Here is an 18,477-nt window from a genome sequence, read left to right on the forward strand (position 1 = left end):
GATACTATTTTTAAATTCAAATCAAAGATAAATTAATCTATATCTCTAACGATAGATTTAACTAATAATTATAAACTGACTTACAAATAATCAAAAAAAGGTAGTTTTAATTATTCTATATTTACAATCTTATTTAAAACAATCCCATACATGTCTATAAAGAATAAATTACAACTTTTAATAGCTAATCACTCAGGACTTTTAGTTGTTATTTACGCTGTAATTATTCGTTTAATTTTTGTAATATTTTATAATACAATAACCATTTTTCCTGACTCTGAAGATTATATTAATTTATCAAAAACGGTTTTTAACTTAACTGGTTATGATGGTAAAAGGACACCAGGATTACCAATAATTATAAATCTTTTTGAGACTAACTTAAGTTGGGTTGTAGGCTTCCAATTGCTTTTAGGTGTGGTCACAACATACTTTATTTATAGTATTAGTAGTATCCTTAGTAAGAATAAAGTAATTGGCTTTTGGATTGCCATTATATTTACATCTTTTGCTAATGTGGTACTATTTGATTTTGCTATACTAACGGAAACATTAACTACTTTTTTATTAAGCTTTAGTCTATGGACAATAGTCTATTGCAGGTTATTTGAGAGCAAAACTAAATGGCACTTTTACTTTTTATTGTCGCTAATTCTAACTTGGTTATACCTTACAAGACCATTTTTTATATATGTTCCTGTAGGTTTTGCTTTGTTTTTTATTGTAGCATCTTTTAAAACTAATTTAAAGTCGGTCCTTTTTAACAGTACATTAGTTTTATGCTTACCACTATTGACCTATTACATGTGGAACAACCATAATAAAAAAACCATTGGACACTTTACCAATACTGCATATTTTGGAATTAATTTAACACAAACAGCAACACCTTTTTTTGAACTAGTAAAAGACGAACATGCCCAAATTAGAGATATTATAGTTAGGCATAGAGACTCTATACTTATACACAATCCAAAAATTGAAGCTATGAGCGTTTGGGACGCACAGGTTGAGTTATTACAAGTCACAAATTTATCTCAACAAGACCTGTATTTTAAACTAGGAGACATCTCTAAACAGGTTATAAAAGACAATCCCTTACTTTATTTAAAACAAGCAGGTAAATCTTGGCTACTGTTTTGGGGTAATCAAAGTAGTTTTTATTGGAATATTGAAAAGGTAAACAATGTTTATTTCAAGCAAGGCACCTTACTTTTGTGGATTTACATACAACGCTATGCCTTGATAATTTTTAATATCTTATTTCTAATATTTTCTCTTAAAAAAATAATCCTTTTTTTTAAAAACAAAATGCGTACTTATGATCCTGATCTTTTTATAGTTTGTATAATCCTGTCAGGATCTGTAGCACAAGCCTTAGTTGCCTACGGAAACAATAGTCGATTTTGTTTTCCGTTTTTCCCATTAATTGTTTACTTTGTCCTTTATAATATTTGGTCTTACAAACACGTTATCACAGCAAAAAAATAAAACTATTTTATGTCAAACACTGTCTTAGAATTAAAAAACGCTTCGATTTTTCAAGGTGAAAGTTTAATACTTTCTGAAGTTAATTTAGAAGTTAAAAAAGGTGAATTTGTTTACCTTATTGGTAAAACAGGTTCTGGTAAAAGTAGTTTTATGAAAACATTATATGGTGATTTAAAACTATCACAAGGTGAAGGACATATTGTTGAGTTTGACTTACCTACTTTAAAAGAAAAAGACATTCCGTTTTTAAGACGAAAACTAGGTATTGTATTTCAGGATTTTAAACTATTAACTGACCGTACCATTAATGACAATTTATTATTTGTATTAAAAGCAACTGGTTGGAAGGACAAAACAAAAATGAATGAGCGTGTCGCTTCTGTTTTGGAAAAGGTTGACATGAAAACTAAAGGCTTTAAATTTCCGCATGAGTTGTCTGGTGGAGAGCAACAACGTATAGCAATTGCACGCGCATTATTAAATGACCCTGAATTAATTTTAGCAGATGAGCCAACTGGTAATCTTGACCCACAAACCAGTATTGAAGTTATGGAAGTATTACAAGACATTAATAAAAATGGTAATACTATTTTAATGGCAACTCATGATTATGCTTTACTATTAAAATACCCAAGCAAAACATTAAAATGTGACGATAACAGGATTTTTGAAGTAGTACAACGCAAGACTACTGTATAAATTGGTTTAATATTTTAGAACACTTATTGGCACCTTTAACGTTAAGGTGATTTGCATCAAAAAAATCAGAATCATCAAACCTCTTATCTTCAAATAAGTTAATATAGGTTGTATTATTATTGCCTAAAGCTAAGTCATTAGCTGTTTCATACATTTTAGTAAGCTTTTTTGTGTTTACTAAATTTACATATCTGTAATTAACGGGAAAACTAACCAAATACACATTTAGTTGTTTGGCTTGACATTGTGTTATAATGTCTTGGATTCTTTTAGTATTTAATTTAAAATCCATCAAACCATCTTCATGATTTACAGTAACACGTCTAGCAAAATCATCTAAATCTTTAACGCTATTCTCTTCTAAATTAGTGGTAATAAAACCACTTGGATAGCTAGTTACCAAAGTGCCATCTTTTATATAATCTCTAACGTATTTGAGTGTTGTTGACAGCTTATGTACCAATGCTAAACTGAACTGTTTTAAATCATACGTATTAATTAATGGTATATTTAATCCCATTTGATTTTTATAAAAATACTTTCGCCATTTTAAATCTAGCTTATCATCTACTTCGCTTAAAGTTGTGTAAGCTATTGTTATAATAACGTTTTTTAATTTAGGAAAGCTATCCACATGCTTTTCAAATAATAATTTGTCATAGTATATAGATTGACTAACATTAGACACATTAAATGTTGTTGTATCAAACATTTTTGGATTTAGACCATAAAAAGCATGCGAATCTCCAAAAACCAATGTTTCTGTAGTTTTATAGTGTTTTTTGATTTGCTCATTTTTGTAGGTGTAATTATTTGGAACATACCTATAAAAACTCTCAATAGCTATAAAAACCAAGATTAAGGGTATGATAAAAAGCAAACTGTTTTTGAAAAAAGAATTCATTAATTAATAAAAAATAACATTTGTAAATATATCACTTTGAAAATTATCAACTTGTCTATTTATAAATCTATATTAATGCTTAGATTTGAAAAAAAAGCTACAACATAATAAAACTGTAGTTTACTTTATTTTAACCCAACCACCAAAATTTAAAACTAACTATTAATGTCTTTTTTTTCTGTAATTATACCGCTTTATAACAAGGAAAAATATGTTTTAAACACGATTAAATCGGTTTTAAATCAGAGCTTTCAAGATTTTGAAATTATTATAGTCGACGATGGAAGCACAGACCAAAGCTTACAAGTAATTAATAGCGTAAACAACCCTAAAATAACAATAATCCAACAAAAAAACCAAGGAGCTTCCATAGCAAGAAACAATGCAATACAAGCCTCAAAAGGTAATTACATTGCAACATTAGATGCTGATGATCTCTGGGAAAACAATCATCTTTTAGAATTAAAAAAATGCATTAATGCTTGTCCTGAAGCTGTTTTATATTGTACTAATTACAATATTAAACGACACGATGGATTTATTACTAAGTCAAAATTTAATTTTAATTACGAGGACACCTGTTTAATTGTAAAAGATTTTTTTAAAGCTAATATTATTAATTTTATTCCTACTTCGTCTTCAGTTGCATTTAAAAAAGAAGATTTTTTAAAAATTAATGGTTATAATACTAGGCTAAGAACAGGACAAGATATTGACTTATGGATTAAATTTGGTCTTATAGGTCAAATAGCCTTTAACCCTAAGGTCACTATGTTATACAACTATTTTGATCAGTCCAGTTTATCCAACAAAAATTATAATGAAGACAGACTTTTATTAATTAATAATTATAAATCTGAAGAAAAAAACAATGCCTCTTTAAAACTATATCTAGATATTAATAGATATGCTTTAGTTATACGCCATAAATTATTAAAACAAATTACAGAAGCTAAAACGGTTAAGAAAGATATTAATTTAAATAATTTAAATTTCAAACAAAGAGTACTTGTACACCTACCTGCTTCAATGTTAATTAGTCTAAAAAAGCTTCATGGGTTTTTAATTAAAAACAATATTTATTTATCAGCTTTTAAGTAACTGGAATTCATTATAATTCCTGACATAATCCTCTTCATCATAAACGTCTGAGGCTAGCACTAAGCATACTGCACCTGAAGAAAAATTTTCTAGTTCTCTCCAAATCCCAGGAACAATCAACAAGCCTTTATTGGGCTTATTTAAGCTTACTTTTCTAGTGTTGTTACCATCTTTTAAAATGACATCAAAACTTCCGCTTAAAGGTATTAAAAATTGAAACAAAGCCTTATGTGCATGACCACCTCTATAAGCATCACTTGGAACATCATATAAATAATACACACGTTTTATATCAAACGGAACACAATCTTTTTCTATAACAGATAAATTACCACGTCCTTCTTCATCAGTGATTTTGGGTATTTCTATAATAGATACTGCGTTAACAGTCGTTGATTTTAATTTCATTTTAAGCCTTTTCAATTCCTAATTTAACTAGATTTTTATAAGTATCAATCCCTTTTAAACCTACTTTAAATTTTTTAATAATTTGATTTGTTTTTATTGCTCCTTGTTTATGCACAATATATAAATATTTGCATAATTTCAAATATCCTAATACACCAGAATACTTGTAATATAAAGCACTTCTAGCATACACTAATTTGTCATTTCCAGAATCTTTACCTGAACTAAAAAATGGATGCGACAGTATTACTTTAGGCTCAAATATAGTTTGCATTTTTAATTTTAAAGCCTCTCTCATAAAAATATATTCGTCTGCGGTTTCAAAAGTTGACCCTAATCCAAAATTGACATTAAAAAGCAGTCTGTTTTGCTTTATTAATTTTGTATTAAACGTAATCACAACTGAGTTAACCTCTTTAATAGACTCTAGATTATGAAACTTAACTAGAGGATAATTTTTAAATAAATTACCATCAAAATCTTCCATTTTAAAAGTTATAATAGCTGCATTAGGATTTTTATTATATGCTTCTAAAATAATTTTATCAAAATCAGGTTTAAATTTAACATCATCATCCACGATTAAACATAACTGACCAATCGTGTTGTTTATTGCCATGTTTCGGCTTTTAGCCAAACCTTTTTCAAAACTATTTATCACTCTAATATTATCAACAGTTGACTTCAATAAATGAGATTGATCTGTTTGATTAATTATCAGGATATTATAATTTTGAGAAGAACTATTTGGAAACATATTTGATAGAAAATCCAAAGATGTCTGAAACATTGTTGATATTAACAACTCTAATTTTACATCTTTCTTTTTGGCATTGCCCATTAACTTCTATCTTTGAAAACAAATGTATAAAATATAAATGAAGATATTATTAATTGGCGAATATAGCAGACTACATAATTCTTTAAAAGAAGGTTTAATTGCTTTAGGACATCAGGTGACTTTAGTGAGTTCTGGTGATGGCTTAAAACAATTTGAATCTGATTATCTGTTGACTTCAAAAGTTAAAAATAATAGCTTATTAAGACTCTTAAATTTTGGATTAATTAGACTTTTTGGTGTTAATTTAATTCAAAATGAATACTACCATCAGTTTAAAAAATTATTACCACGATTTAAAAATTTTGATGTTGTACAATTAATTAATGAGGATGCTCTTGGTGTCACACCTAAACAGTCTATAAAGTTATATACACAGCTTTTTAAACAAAATAAAACTATTTACTTATTGGCTTGTGGAGAAGATTGTGTTACCATAAACTATTTTTTAAATCCGGCTAATGGCTACTCCGTTTTGACACCCTATTTAAAAAATAAAGCTTTAAAAAATACATTTAATTATTCATTAAAATATACAACAAAAGCCTATAAAAACTTACATAGTTTTTTAAACAAAAACATTAAAGGTGTAATCTGCTCTGACATGGATTATCACAGAGCGTATAAAAATCATTCTAAATATTTAGGCCTAATTCCTAATCCAGTTAACACAGATGTATTAGAATTTAAATCCTTAAAGACTGATGACAAAATTAATATATTCCATGGTATAAACTCGACATCAAGTTTAAAGAAAGGTGCAAATTATTTTTCTGAAGCTTTAGAATTTATTGCTAATAAATACCCTGAAAAAGTTAGCATTTCTAGCACTACTGACTTACCTTATAATAAATACATACAAAGTTATGATCAAGCACATATCATTTTAGATCAAGTATACTCCTATGACCAAGGTTATAATGCTTTAGAGGCCATGTATAAAGGCAAGGTTGTTTTTACAGGAGCAGAAAAAGAATGGTTAGAATATTACAACTTAAAAGAAAACAGTGTTGCTATTAACGCCTTACCATCTGTTGACTATATAGTTGAAAAGCTTGAATGGTTAATTAATAATCCTAATCAATTAAAACTAATTGGACGTCAGGCTAGCACTTTTGTAAAGCAGCATCATGATTATATTACAATAGCACAACGTTATTTAGATACTTGGAATAAAGCCTAATTACTCCTCTTCTAATTTATCCGGAATTACACCAAATAATGACGAATAAAATATTAGTAAGATAATAGCGTAATACATTACATAAGTTGCAAAATGTGCCATATTAGCTCCAACTAAACCAAACTCGTCTATAAAATACTTACTAGTAAAATATAATGTTGTAACAGAAAAAGCTTCGGTTATTATATAATGCCAAAACATACGTTTTGCCAAAAACTGATAAGCTATAACAATTGAAAGTACTTTGATAAAATCGCCTAATAATTGCCATAAAAACAAATCCTCTACTGGTCTAAATTCTTCAGTAAAAACTAAACTAACAATAAAACCTCTTAAAAAATAGACTACGATTAAACCTAACGCAAATATTGGAATTATTGTTTTATAAAAACTAAATACCTCTTTTCTAAAATCTTTGATATTGTCTATTTCAGAGAATCTAGGTAAAATATACATGGTTAATAATGTACTTACAAATAGTAAGTAGTATTTAGAAATCCGATTCATTGCTTCCCAAAAACCAGCTTGTTCTAAACCTATATTATCAATAATATAACTTCTAATTAATATGGCAACTAAGGGTAAAATAATAGCAGAAAACAATGCCATTCCTGAGTATGAGCCAAGTTTTTTAGCAAAGTTTAAACTAAAATTACTTGCTTTAATTAATGGTATAAAGTTTTTTCGGTTTGCAATACCAACAAGCGTTATTAAAAAAATAATGGACTCTGCAATGACTACTGCTATTAATGCTCCATCAATTTTTTCTTGCCAAATCAATAAAATGGTAATAACTGCACCTAAAATTTGACCAAAAATATTAAATACAATCAAGTATTTATATTTTGCAAAGCCATTCATTATGGAAAAAGCAAACATATTTAACGCGTAAAACGGAAGTGCCATAGAAAATATCCTAATAACGTACGCGTAATTGTTGTAGTCTTTAAAAATTAAATCATTAATGTATTCTGCTTTAAAATAAACTAGAATGGACATTAATAGTGTTGAACAAAATCCCATGTAAAAAACAGTAGAGATTGTTTTACTTAATTGAAAAGCATCATCTTTAAACTGAGCGATGTACTTTACAACACCCTTATAAAGTCCTAAAATAGATAAAGATTGCACTGAACCTACAAAATTACGTAGGTTACCAACTAATGCCATACCTTCTGAGCCTACAAATAATGCTATAAATTTGGATGTTAAAAATCCTGCTATAATTTTTACAATTACAGATACAGAATTAAGGGAAGCAACCTTAACTAAGACATTATTATTTATGTAGTCTAGAACTTTTTTCAATTAGTAATTATTCAATTTTTCAATCACTGTATCTACCTCTAAACTAGTCATTATTGGACTAATAGGTAAGCTTACACAAGTTTCGTGAATTTTTTCTGTTATTGGAAATTTTAAATGGTTAAATCGTTGAAGCGCAACTTGTTTATGCGGTGGAATAGGATAATGTACTGCTGCTTCAATATTATTTACTTTTAAATACTCTAAAAAATGTTGTCTATTGTTAACCAAAACCACAAATAAATGAAATACATGGTTTTTAGAACCATCATAAAATGGTAGTTTTATTTTATTATTGTTGATTTTGGATATATATTGTTTAGCTATTGATTGTCTATGGCTATTATCGTTTTCTAAAGCGCTAAGCTTAATGTTTAGAAACAACGCTTGTATTTCGTCCATCCTGTTATTAACACCTAAGACTTCATTTTCATATTTAGTGCTAGTACCATAATTTCTTAATTTAAAAATTACGTCCGCTAAGTTGCTATTATTTGTGGTAATTGCACCAGCATCTCCTAAAGCGCCTAAATTTTTACTTGGATAAAAACTAAATGCTGCAGCATCGCCTAAATTTCCTGCTTTTGAATTTAAACTTTTATTTAAAGCTCCATGCGCTTGAGCTGCATCCTCAATAACTAATAATTGTTTTTGCTTTGCTAAATCATTTATGGCTTCCATATTACAAAGTTGACCATATAAATGAACGACCAAAATTGCTTTTGTTTTATTAGTCAGCTGTTTTTTTATATCCGAAGCTTCAATATTAAAAGTACTAGGATTAGGATCTACCATGACTGGTTCTAACCCAACTTCTAACAAAGCTAATATAGAAGCTATAAATGTATTAGCAGGCACAATGACTTGGTCTCCCTTACTTAAAATACCAAGTTCCATATAGCCTTTAAAAATTAATACTAAGGCGTCAAAACCGTTGCTAACACCAATACAATGTTTAGTGCCACAAAAGGCTGCAAAGTTAGCTTCAAAGGTATTAACACCATCTCCTAATATGTATTGTCCTGTATTTAAAAACGAATCAAATTGGTTTTTAAATTGGGTATCAAACCTTGCGTTTATTTTTGGTAGGTCTAAAAACTTAATCATATAAACACTGAATTTAATAATTCGTGATTTTTTGTACTAACGCTATAAAAGTCTTGCACAATCATTCTAGCTCCAAAACTTTCTTTCCAATACAATAGTCCTTTATTAATATTTAAACCATTATTTACATTTGATGTACCAAAATCAAAATAACGTTTGTTTATAAAAACAGTATGTATTAAATGGTTAAACAACACATCTAAACTCCCTAATTCTTGTTTATCACTATTTGCTGAAATATACTGTGCATGTGCTACATTCTTAGTTTCAAAAACCGTCGCTCCTGCTACAATAGTATTGCCTTTATATACATTAAACTGTCGTATATTATCAGGAAAATGGGATTGCAGCAATGTTATCTCTTCTAACGTATGCACAGGCTTGACATTATGTTGTGCCTTTAGGTTAGGTATTAAAATATCATTCCAAAAAGTATCTAAACTACGCTCCTCCTTTACTACTAAATTATGGGTTTGTCCTTTTTTTAACCCTCTTTTTCTATTGCTAGAAATTGATATTGGCATAAAATTATAATCAATTACTGATAACGCATCACGTCTAACAACATTAGCTTTTAACAAAAACATTAAATACGCTAACTGACTGTTTGGTCCTGAGGCATAAATTGAAGGAAGACTCTTAATATTTAAATACAATATATCTTGATCTTCCAAAAACCGCAAAAGCAATTTAAAGACCTCTAAGACGTCATTAAATTTTAAAGTCTTATGCGTTACTAATCCACCATAGGTTAATCCTTGATGAGAGTGTAGTGTATCACCAACCTTATTTGCTGGTAAAACCGCAATTAGCTTTTCACCTTTAAAAATAAGTAATGAATAATCATCAAATCGTTTTTTATGGTATTCCATAAAATTTCGATTTAACAAAAATGTTGCATTATTGGAGGCAGTAATAAAACTGTTCCAAAGTTCTTTGTGTTTAGCGGAATATTTGATTAAAGAAAAAATAGCGCATTTTTATTTAAGCAATGAAAGTACTAATTTTTATTGAAGAATTTAATATAAAAATAAGTTATAGCTTGTTACTGAATATATTTAAGTGTCAACGCAATATAATTGTCCGTTAACACAAACTTAAATATGAAGCAAATTGCCATGATTAGCTAATTTTAATTCCATTTATAAATTATAAATTGGTTTGGTAATACACAAAAAAAAGAGGTTTCTAAATTAGAAACCTCTTTTAACAACATATTATATACTGTAGACAGTTGTTTTAACAACTCATCTAATATTAAGCAATCTTATTTCTCTTACGATCGTTTTCTGTTAACCAGATTTTACGTAAACGAATATGGTTTGGTGTAACCTCTACATACTCGTCTTTTTGGATATATTCTAAAGCTTCTTCTAAACTAAATTTAATAGCTGGTACAATTTTAGCTTTATCATCTGCTCCAGAACTACGTACATTACTTTGCTTTTTAGCTTTAGTAATGTTTACAGACATATCATCTTGACGCGAGTTTTCTCCAATAACTTGACCTTCATAAATATCTTCACCTGGCTCAACAAAAAACTTACCTCTATCTTGTAATTTATCGATAGAATAAGGAATTGCTTTACCATTTTCCATAGAGATTAAAGATCCTGAAATACGTCCAGGAATAGCACCTCTTAATGGTTGATATTCTTTAAAACGGTGTGCCATAATAGCCTCACCAGCAGTTGCTGTTAATAATTGGTTACGTAAACCAATGATACCACGAGAAGGAATTAAGAATTCGCAAATCATACGATCTCCTTTTGTTTCCATACTTAACAGTTCACCTTTACGTAAAGTAACAAACTCTACCGCTTTACCTGATACACTTTCAGGAAGATCAATTGTTAATTCTTCAACTGGTTCACATTTAACACCATCAATTTCTCTAATGATAACTTGTGGTTGTCCAATTTGTAATTCATAACCTTCACGACGCATAGTTTCAATTAAAACTGATAAGTGTAATACACCACGTCCAAAAACCATAAATTTATCTGCACTACCAGTTTCACCTAATCTTAGTGCTAAGTTTTTTTCTAATTCTTTTTCTAAACGATCTTTAATGTGTCTAGAAGTTACGTATTTACCGTCTTTACCAAAAAATGGCGAATCGTTAATAGTAAATAACATACTCATTGTAGGCTCATCAATTGCAATTGATTTTAAACCTTCTGGATTTTCAATATCTGCAATAGTATCTCCAATTTCAAATCCTTCAATACCAACAACAGCACAAATATCTCCTACTTGTACGCTATCAACACGTTTACGACCTAAACCTTCAAAAACAAAAAGTTCTTTTATTCTACTTTTAGTTATAGAACCGTCTCTTTTTACTAAAGAGATTTGTTGACCTTCAACTAAGCTACCTCTTTGTAATCTACCAATCGCAATACGACCTGTAAATGAAGAAAAATCTAAAGATGTAATTAATAACTGAGTTGTTCCTTCGTCAAACTTAGGTGTAGGCACATGCTCAACAACCATGTCTAATAAAGGCTCAACGTTAGTTGTTTCTTTTCTCCAATCATCACTCATCCAGTTATTTTTAGCCGAACCGTAAACCGTTGGAAAATCCAATTGCCACTCTTCTGCTCCTAACTCGAACATTAAGTCAAAAACTTTTTCGTGTACTTCATCAGGAGTACAGTTTTCTTTATCAACTTTGTTTACAACCACACAAGGCTTTAACCCTAAGTCAATTGCTTTTTGTAATACAAAACGCGTTTGAGGCATTGGTCCTTCAAAAGCATCAACTAATAACACAACACCATCTGCCATGTTTAATACACGCTCTACTTCTCCTCCAAAATCGGCGTGACCTGGTGTATCAATGATGTTAATTTTAGTATCCTTATAAATAACAGATACGTTTTTAGATGTAATCGTAATTCCACGTTCACGTTCTAAATCGTTATTATCTAAAATTAAGTCTCCTGTATTTTCGTTTTCACGAAACAGTTGACAATGGTACATGATTTTATCAACCAACGTCGTTTTTCCGTGGTCAACGTGTGCAATAATTGCAATGTTTTTAATATTAGCCATAATTGTGCCTTATTTTAAGCGTGCAAAGGTACTCATTTTTTATATAAAAAAACGTTTTAATTTATATTTGACAAATTCATTAATAAAATTTGTAACATTTTTAGCTTAACAGACACAGATAGTTAGGATTATATTAAAAAACAATTGCATTTAAAAGCTTTATATTTATTGCAAAATAATATATTCTTAGTTTTGTAATCATATCAATTAACCACATATAAAATCACTAATACCAAACCATGAAACATCTTGCACCTTTATTAATTATCGTTTTATTATTTGCTAGTTGCAGTAAAAAAATTGAAGAATCATACTTTGTACCAAAAGACGCTATTGGTATAATGTATGTTAATTTAAAATCCCTTTCAGAAAAAAGTAAAGATTTAGATTTTAATCAATTAAGTATAAATTCGCTTATCGAGGACAAAGCACCTAAAGAGGTTAAACGTTTTGTGCAAGAGTTACTATCTAAAGATAATTTAGATAAGACGTTTAGAAAAGAATATCTTCTAGGCTTTGGTACGTTTAAAAGATTATCTGGTGTTGGTGGATTAATAATTCCTATTAAAGACGCAACATCGTTTGAAGCCTTTATAAAACCAATGATTGATGAAATACCTAATCTAGAAAAAGAAACTAATGTTGGTAAAGATCAAGGATTTACTATTTACGCAAACAAAGAAATTGCAATTGGATGGAATGGTAAAACTGCATTAATTATAGGAGCAAATAATTATGCTGCTGCAGAATTAAAAGACCTTACTACATTAAATAGGGAAGATTGTATTTTAGCAACCAACTATTTTGATGCCTTTTTTGACACTAAACAAGACATGGGTTTACACATAACCTCTACTCCATTAGGAGATGCATTTGATGGATTACTAAATACTTTTGCAGGTTTGGATGTTAATCTAGAAAACAACAACTTATCTTATTATGGTAGCTTTGAGCAAGACCATATATACACTAAAACCAATTTAAAACTAAATGATGATTTTAAATCTATAATTGGTTACAAAAAGTGGATGTCTACCTCATATTCAAAATCTATGCTAAAAGCATTACCTGACAATCCTTTATTGTTTGCAAAACTATCTATTGACACGGAAGACTTTTACGACCATATTTTAAGTTTACAAGACAACAAAACATTACCATTACAGGTTAGAGAAGAGTTGAGAAAAAACATAAAAAAATCAAATCAAGAAACTGAAAAAGAACTTGGTATGGATGCTAAATCATTTTCTAAAATATTTGATGGATCATTAATGTTTGCCATGACAGAAGGTAAAACAGTAAAAGACACTATTTATGATTATAATTATTTTACTGACGAAGAAACCTATGAAGTAGTAGATAAAAAAACACCTAACATGTATAGTACAGTAGCCCTAAAAGATAAAAATAAATTTGACCAATTTTTTAATATTGTAAAAAAGAAAGGTGCACAAATAGAAACCTTAAACTCCAATTATTTTAAAATAGACGGTAGTACTTTTATGGTTATTACAGAGGATTACATCTTTTTTACAAACGACCAAAGTAAAGCTGATGAAATAAGTAGTAACGGAAAACTTGCCAACAATTTAAGCGACTTTAAACATAAAGATAAATTATCGCACAGCGTTTACCTTTACACAAAAGGAAATATTGCCGAGCTAGGAAATGACTTTACACAATCTATAAACAACATCTATAATCCTTATAGTAGTTACAATAGATATGGCAACAATAAATCCATGGATGTCATTACCAAAAAGAGCAGCGAGCTTTACAACAAATATTATGGCGAAAATCATTATTTTATAGATACAGATGGAGGCGAATCTTTTACTTACACTAAAGGAAACAAAAACTCATTAATACAATCCATATTATATGGTGACGAAGTTGCAAAAATGATGAGCACTTTAGAAGATGATGATTATGATGAAGAAGATGAAATAGAAGAAACTGTAATAGAATCTACAGAAATAAACTAGATTAAGTGCAAGTTACTATACAATCCATAATACCAGACTATTTTACTCCAGCTTCGTCAGAAGTCTGGAGTAAAAATTTTGAATTTCAACCTAATTCTAAATACTTGGTTAAAGCTGTATCAGGAAGCGGAAAAAGCTCGTTATTTAATTTTATTTATGGTTTAAACAATAGGTTTTCAGGCTCAATTTTATTTAACGACACCTCTATTACTTCGTTTTCTGAATCTGAATGGACAACCATTAGGACACAAAAAATCGCAATCGTTTTTCAGGGTTTAAAACTGTTTCCAGAATTGACAGCTTTGGAAAATATTCAGTTAAAAAACATACTTACAAATCATAAAACGGAAGCCGAAATTTTAGACATGATGTCACAATTAGACGTGAATCAATTAGCTAATAAAAAGGCAGAAACCTTATCTTACGGACAACAACAACGTATTGCTATAATAAGAGCATTATGCCAACCTTTTAAATTGTTGTTACTTGACGAACCCTTTAGCCATATTGATGAAGCTCAAATTACTAACGCTATAGCACTTATTAATAAAGAAGTTACCACAAACCAAGCAACCTTAATAATTGCTAGTTTAGGAGATACTTATAATATTGACTACACAAAAACAATATTATTATGATAGGTCAACTTTTAAAAAAACAGGTCCACAAATCACAACTATTATTTTTTACATTAAGCTCTAGTTTAGGCCTAGGTATTTTACTAATTGTGGTGCAATTATTTATTGATACGCAATCCTTATTTAATTCTAAAAACGATTTATTAGGCAATCAAAATTTAATAATATATAAGGACTTAGGACGTGATAATGCTTTTACATCTGATGAAATTACAGCGTTAAACGCTCAACCTTTTATTAATAAAACAGGTGGTTTTACTCACGGAACCTATCGTGTTTTAGCAAGTGTAACGTTTCCTAATCACGCAGGAATATCCACCGAAATGTTTCTAGAAGCTGTGTCTGATGAGTTTATAGACATTACCAATAAAGATTGGAAATGGCAACCAGGAGATAAAGAGGTACCAATTATTATTCCTAAAAACTATATTAATTTATATAATTTTGGATATGCAACTAGCTCTGGATTACCACAAGTTAATGAGAATATAATTAGACAAGTACCAATAGATTTAACCTTGTCTGGAACACATAAAACTGAAAATTATCGTGCTTATATTTTAGATGCTTCAGAAAAAATAAACTCTATTTTAGTTCCAGAATCCTTTTTAAATTATACCAACAAAAAATTAAGTCCTTTAAAGGATAATAAAGTTTCACGCATTATACTTGATGTTATTAATCCATCTGATCCTAAATTATTAGAATTTTTAGCTTCAAAAAAATACAATTACCTATCCAACGATGTTCAAAATTCAAAACTTAGCTATGTCTTAAAATTAATATTAAGCATTGTTTTAGGTATTGGCTTATTAATTACCATCCTGTCTATATATCTTGTTATTACCAACATTAATTTACTTATTTTAAAAAATAAGCAAACCATAACACAACTTCATTTTTTAGGATATTCTAAAGGACAAATAGCAAAAGTATATCATGCTATTGCCTTTAAGGTTTTAGCAGTTTCTATTATCGTAGCTCTAAGCCTTAATATTATTTGTAAATTTATTTTTATGCCATATTTAAGCGTTTTACAAATAGAATCTAACCTAACGTCTATAATTTATACGGTTATTTTAAGTGTATTGATTTTTATTAGCTTAGCCATGTATTACCGCAATCATACAAATAGTAAAATCAAACAAATGTTAAGACCTAATACAAGTCTATTATCTTCTGAAAATTAACTTATCTTTGCAGGATAAATTATTACAATTATGACACTTCAAGATATCCCTAAAATTAAACATACAGCTAGCAATAACTTTTTTTTACTTTGTGGTCCTTGTGCTATTGAAGGCGAAGAAATGGCTTACAGAATAGCCGAAAAAGTTGTTACCATTACTAACAAACTTGAAATACCTTACGTTTTTAAAGGTAGTTTTAAAAAAGCTAATAGAAGTAGGATTGACAGTTTTACAGGTATTGGAGATGAAAAAGCATTAGAAATTTTAGCTAAGGTCTCTGAAAAATTTGATGTACCAACCGTTACAGATATTCATGAGGTTAGCGATGCTGCAAAAGCTGCACAATATGTAGATGTTTTACAAATTCCTGCATTTTTGGTACGTCAAACAGATCTTGTTGTTGCTGCTGCAAAAACAGGTAAGGTTGTCAACCTTAAAAAAGGACAATTTATGAGTCCTGAAGCAATGAAGCATGCTGTACAAAAAGTAAAAGATGCTGGAAGCGACAAAGCTTGGATTACAGATCGTGGAACTATGTTTGGTTACCAAGATATGATTGTAGATTTTAGAGGTATACCAACAATGCGCCAATATGCGCCAACTGTTTTAGATGTAACACACTCTTTACAACAACCAAATCAAAGTGCTGGTGTAACAGGTGGAAGACCTGATATGATTGAAACTATTGCACGTGCTGGAATTGTAAATAATGTAGATGGTTTATTTATTGAAACTCATTTTGATCCTGCAAATGCTAAAAGTGATGGTGCTAACATGCTTCACTTAGATAATCTAGAAGCTTTATTAACTAACTTAACTGCTATTAGAAAAACTATAAATAGCTTATAATATCCCTTAAACATAATTACAAATGAAACAAATATTACTAAGGTCAATAGCCTTAGCAAGTCTTACCCTATTGTCAACACTGACATTTGCTCAGGATAATACTGACTTACAAAAATACACTGCCAACAATAAAGGAAAATTTTATATTAGTTGGGGTGGAAACCGAGAAACGTTTTCTGAATCTGACATCAGGTTTCAAGGTAATGGTTATGACTTTACTATTGAAAATGCTACTGCTGAAGACAAACCTAAAGGATGGCATATAGATTATATTAATCCAACCAGGATGACTATACCACAAACCAATTTTAAAGCTGGTTATTTTATTTCTGACAAATATAATATATCACTTGGTGTAGATCATATGAAGTATGTAATGAACAGAAACCGAAGCCAAAATGTAACCGGTTATGTTAACCTTCCTGTAGATGAAGAAGGTAGCATATTTAACCAAGAATTTGATGGAAGTGAGTATGTGGTATCAGAAGATTTTCTAAAATTTGAGCACACCAATGGATTAAACTATGTGTATTTAGAAGTCAATAGATTTGATGACATCTCTTCTATCTTTAAAATAAATAATACAGATAAATTTCAATTAAATATTACAGAAGGTCTAGGAGCAGGTGTATTATATCCAAAAACCAATACGACACTTTTAGGTAAAGATACTTATGATGAGTTTCATTTATCTGGTTACGGAGTTTCTGCTAGTGTAGGGTTAAACTTTACCTTTTTTAAATACTTTTTTATTCAAACCGATTTAAGAGGTGGTTATATAAACATGCCAGACATTAGAACAACAAGTAATGCTAATGAGAGTGCGTCACAACATTTTTGGTTCTTACAACGTGTATTTTCTATTGGTGGACGCTTTAGACTTTAGTCTATTGCAACGATAAAGCTTCTTGCAATACAGCTTTAATTACGGTATCATCTATAGTATCCAAGGACTTGTATCTTAATGAAATCATTTTTTTCCTGTTTTCATTAACATGATGTTCCTTAAAAACAGTTAATTGATTGCCTTTAACAAAAACCAAATCAACAAATTGTTTTTTATGACTTGCGTTTAAATAACAAAAAGGCATTCCGTTTACATAATAAAACGGAATGCTCCATTTATATTTTAATTCAAAGTTAGTTATTGAATGTTCAATAATAACCTGTAAATGCAACAACATGGAACGGTAAGGCTCTGGTTGTTTTATAATATAATCTTCTGCTGGATGCAATTTGCTACAATATATGTAATAAGCTAAGTACTCCAATAGCTAATAATGCCACACCTATAATTGCTTTAAAAGGCATTAACTTATCTGATATTTTTCTTAAGGTCTCCTCTAAAGCAGGTACTTTACCAAATACATGAGTTAGCAATAACAAGCCTCCAATAATACTTACAATACTAAAAATACCAAACCCTCCTCCAAGTATAATTAAAATTGGTAATACAACTAGTGCTCCACCAATTACAGTTTGAAAAGGCGCCAAAACACCTGCTATTTTATTAAAAAAATTAGCTTCGCCATCCCATTTGTCTAAGGTTGCTAATCCTAATAATAAGCCTCCTGAAATGTTTGCAATGTCTAATAGTAATCCTGTTAATGCCATGATTTATTTTGTTTAAATTGGTTAGATTATAAATTTATGAAAAATAAATGATGCACGCGTTAAATGTTAAATTGAAAATTAAGAAACCTTTAACTTTATATTCTAATT

18 protein-coding genes are annotated in these 18,477 nt (G+C 29.4%); 9 read left to right on the forward strand and 9 right to left on the reverse strand.

Annotated elements, in window-relative coordinates; translation table 11 throughout:
- The first annotated feature begins 150 nt into the window (after window positions 1-150).
- Window positions 151-1,491: a hypothetical protein gene (locus tag M890_RS0111310; protein ID WP_028283645.1), complete on the forward strand. Its 1,341-nt coding sequence runs from the start codon at window positions 151-153 to the stop codon at window positions 1,489-1,491.
- Between the two features lie 9 nt (window positions 1,492-1,500).
- A complete protein-coding gene (locus M890_RS0111315) occupies window positions 1,501-2,190 on the forward strand; it encodes a cell division ATP-binding protein FtsE (protein ID WP_028283646.1) in 690 nt (229 codons plus the stop codon).
- On the opposite strand, the gene M890_RS0111320 is transcribed toward M890_RS0111315, so the two are convergent.
- Window positions 2,180-3,094: a hypothetical protein gene (locus tag M890_RS0111320; protein WP_157243284.1), complete on the reverse strand. Its 915-nt coding sequence runs from the start codon at window positions 3,092-3,094 to the stop codon at window positions 2,180-2,182. The two genes, M890_RS0111315 and M890_RS0111320, sit on opposite strands and share 11 nt — an antisense overlap.
- A 165-nt stretch (window positions 3,095-3,259) precedes the next feature.
- On the opposite strand from M890_RS0111320, the gene M890_RS0111325 reads away from it, so the two are divergent.
- Window positions 3,260-4,195, forward strand: a complete 936-nt coding sequence (locus tag M890_RS0111325; protein ID WP_028283648.1) for a glycosyltransferase family 2 protein — start codon at window positions 3,260-3,262, stop codon at window positions 4,193-4,195.
- On the opposite strand, the gene M890_RS0111330 is transcribed toward M890_RS0111325, so the two are convergent.
- Together M890_RS0111330 and M890_RS0111335 are read right to left on the reverse strand one after the other, a co-directional pair.
- The gene (locus tag M890_RS0111330; RefSeq protein WP_028283649.1) at window positions 4,181-4,603 is read right to left on the reverse strand and encodes a sugar 3,4-ketoisomerase; all 423 of its coding nucleotides are present in this window, start codon (window positions 4,601-4,603) and stop codon (window positions 4,181-4,183) included. The genes M890_RS0111325 and M890_RS0111330 overlap by 15 nt on opposite strands.
- A 1-nt stretch (window position 4,604) precedes the next feature.
- On the reverse strand, window positions 4,605-5,444 hold the full coding sequence (locus M890_RS0111335; protein WP_028283650.1) for a glycosyltransferase family A protein: 840 nt from the start codon (window positions 5,442-5,444) through the stop codon (window positions 4,605-4,607).
- A 37-nt stretch (window positions 5,445-5,481) separates the two neighbouring features.
- Here M890_RS0111335 and M890_RS0111340 point away from each other — a divergent pair, with 37 nt between their 5' ends.
- Window positions 5,482-6,624 carry a glycosyltransferase gene (locus tag M890_RS0111340; RefSeq protein ID WP_028283651.1) on the forward strand — a complete coding sequence of 381 codons (1,143 nt, stop codon included), beginning with the start codon at window positions 5,482-5,484 and terminating at the stop codon, window positions 6,622-6,624.
- Here the strand turns inward: M890_RS0111340 and M890_RS0111345 are convergent, their stop codons facing one another.
- The 4 genes from M890_RS0111345 to typA form a co-directional block, all read right to left on the reverse strand.
- Window positions 6,625-7,932 carry an O-antigen translocase gene (locus M890_RS0111345; protein ID WP_028283652.1) on the reverse strand — a complete coding sequence of 436 codons (1,308 nt, stop codon included), beginning with the start codon at window positions 7,930-7,932 and terminating at the stop codon, window positions 6,625-6,627.
- Complete coding sequence (locus M890_RS0111350) at window positions 7,933-9,036, reverse strand: DegT/DnrJ/EryC1/StrS family aminotransferase (RefSeq protein ID WP_028283653.1); 1,104 nt, start codon at window positions 9,034-9,036, stop codon at window positions 7,933-7,935.
- On the reverse strand, window positions 9,033-9,908 hold the full coding sequence (locus M890_RS0111355; RefSeq protein ID WP_157243285.1) for a GNAT family N-acetyltransferase: 876 nt from the start codon (window positions 9,906-9,908) through the stop codon (window positions 9,033-9,035). Before M890_RS0111355 ends, M890_RS0111350 begins: the two co-directional genes overlap by 4 nt.
- A gap of 385 nt (window positions 9,909-10,293) precedes the next feature.
- Window positions 10,294-12,093 carry a translational GTPase TypA gene (gene typA / locus M890_RS0111360; protein WP_028283655.1) on the reverse strand — a complete coding sequence of 600 codons (1,800 nt, stop codon included), beginning with the start codon at window positions 12,091-12,093 and terminating at the stop codon, window positions 10,294-10,296.
- A 239-nt stretch (window positions 12,094-12,332) separates the two neighbouring features.
- On the opposite strand from typA, the gene M890_RS0111365 reads away from it, so the two are divergent.
- The 5 genes from M890_RS0111365 to M890_RS0111385 are packed head-to-tail and all read left to right on the forward strand — an operon-like array spanning window position 12,333 to window position 17,641.
- Entirely contained in the window at window positions 12,333-14,078 is a 1,746-nt protein-coding gene (locus M890_RS0111365; RefSeq protein WP_028283656.1) for a hypothetical protein, read from the forward strand.
- Between the two features lie 5 nt (window positions 14,079-14,083).
- Window positions 14,084-14,716 (forward strand): ATP-binding cassette domain-containing protein, encoded by a 633-nt coding sequence (locus M890_RS0111370; RefSeq protein WP_051437517.1) that lies wholly within the window; start codon window positions 14,084-14,086, stop codon window positions 14,714-14,716.
- On the forward strand, window positions 14,713-15,906 hold the full coding sequence (locus M890_RS0111375; protein ID WP_028283658.1) for a transporter: 1,194 nt from the start codon (window positions 14,713-14,715) through the stop codon (window positions 15,904-15,906). The genes M890_RS0111370 and M890_RS0111375 overlap by 4 nt, the downstream gene beginning before the upstream one ends.
- A gap of 30 nt (window positions 15,907-15,936) precedes the next feature.
- Entirely contained in the window at window positions 15,937-16,755 is an 819-nt protein-coding gene (gene kdsA, locus M890_RS0111380) for a 3-deoxy-8-phosphooctulonate synthase (protein ID WP_028283659.1), read from the forward strand.
- Between the two features lie 22 nt (window positions 16,756-16,777).
- Window positions 16,778-17,641 carry a hypothetical protein gene (locus tag M890_RS0111385; RefSeq protein WP_028283660.1) on the forward strand — a complete coding sequence of 288 codons (864 nt, stop codon included), beginning with the start codon at window positions 16,778-16,780 and terminating at the stop codon, window positions 17,639-17,641.
- Window position 17,642: 1 nt separating this feature from the next.
- Here the strand turns inward: M890_RS0111385 and M890_RS0111390 are convergent, their stop codons facing one another.
- Complete coding sequence (locus M890_RS0111390; protein ID WP_028283661.1) at window positions 17,643-17,990, reverse strand: DUF1801 domain-containing protein; 348 nt, start codon at window positions 17,988-17,990, stop codon at window positions 17,643-17,645.
- A gap of 4 nt (window positions 17,991-17,994) precedes the next feature.
- On the reverse strand, window positions 17,995-18,369 hold the full coding sequence (locus M890_RS0111395) for a hypothetical protein (protein WP_028283662.1): 375 nt from the start codon (window positions 18,367-18,369) through the stop codon (window positions 17,995-17,997).
- Window positions 18,370-18,477 lie beyond the last annotated feature (108 nt).

This window comes from Olleya marilimosa CAM030, from assembly GCF_000518485.1.
In the GTDB taxonomy this organism is placed as follows: Bacteria; Bacteroidota; Bacteroidia; order Flavobacteriales; family Flavobacteriaceae; genus Olleya; species Olleya marilimosa.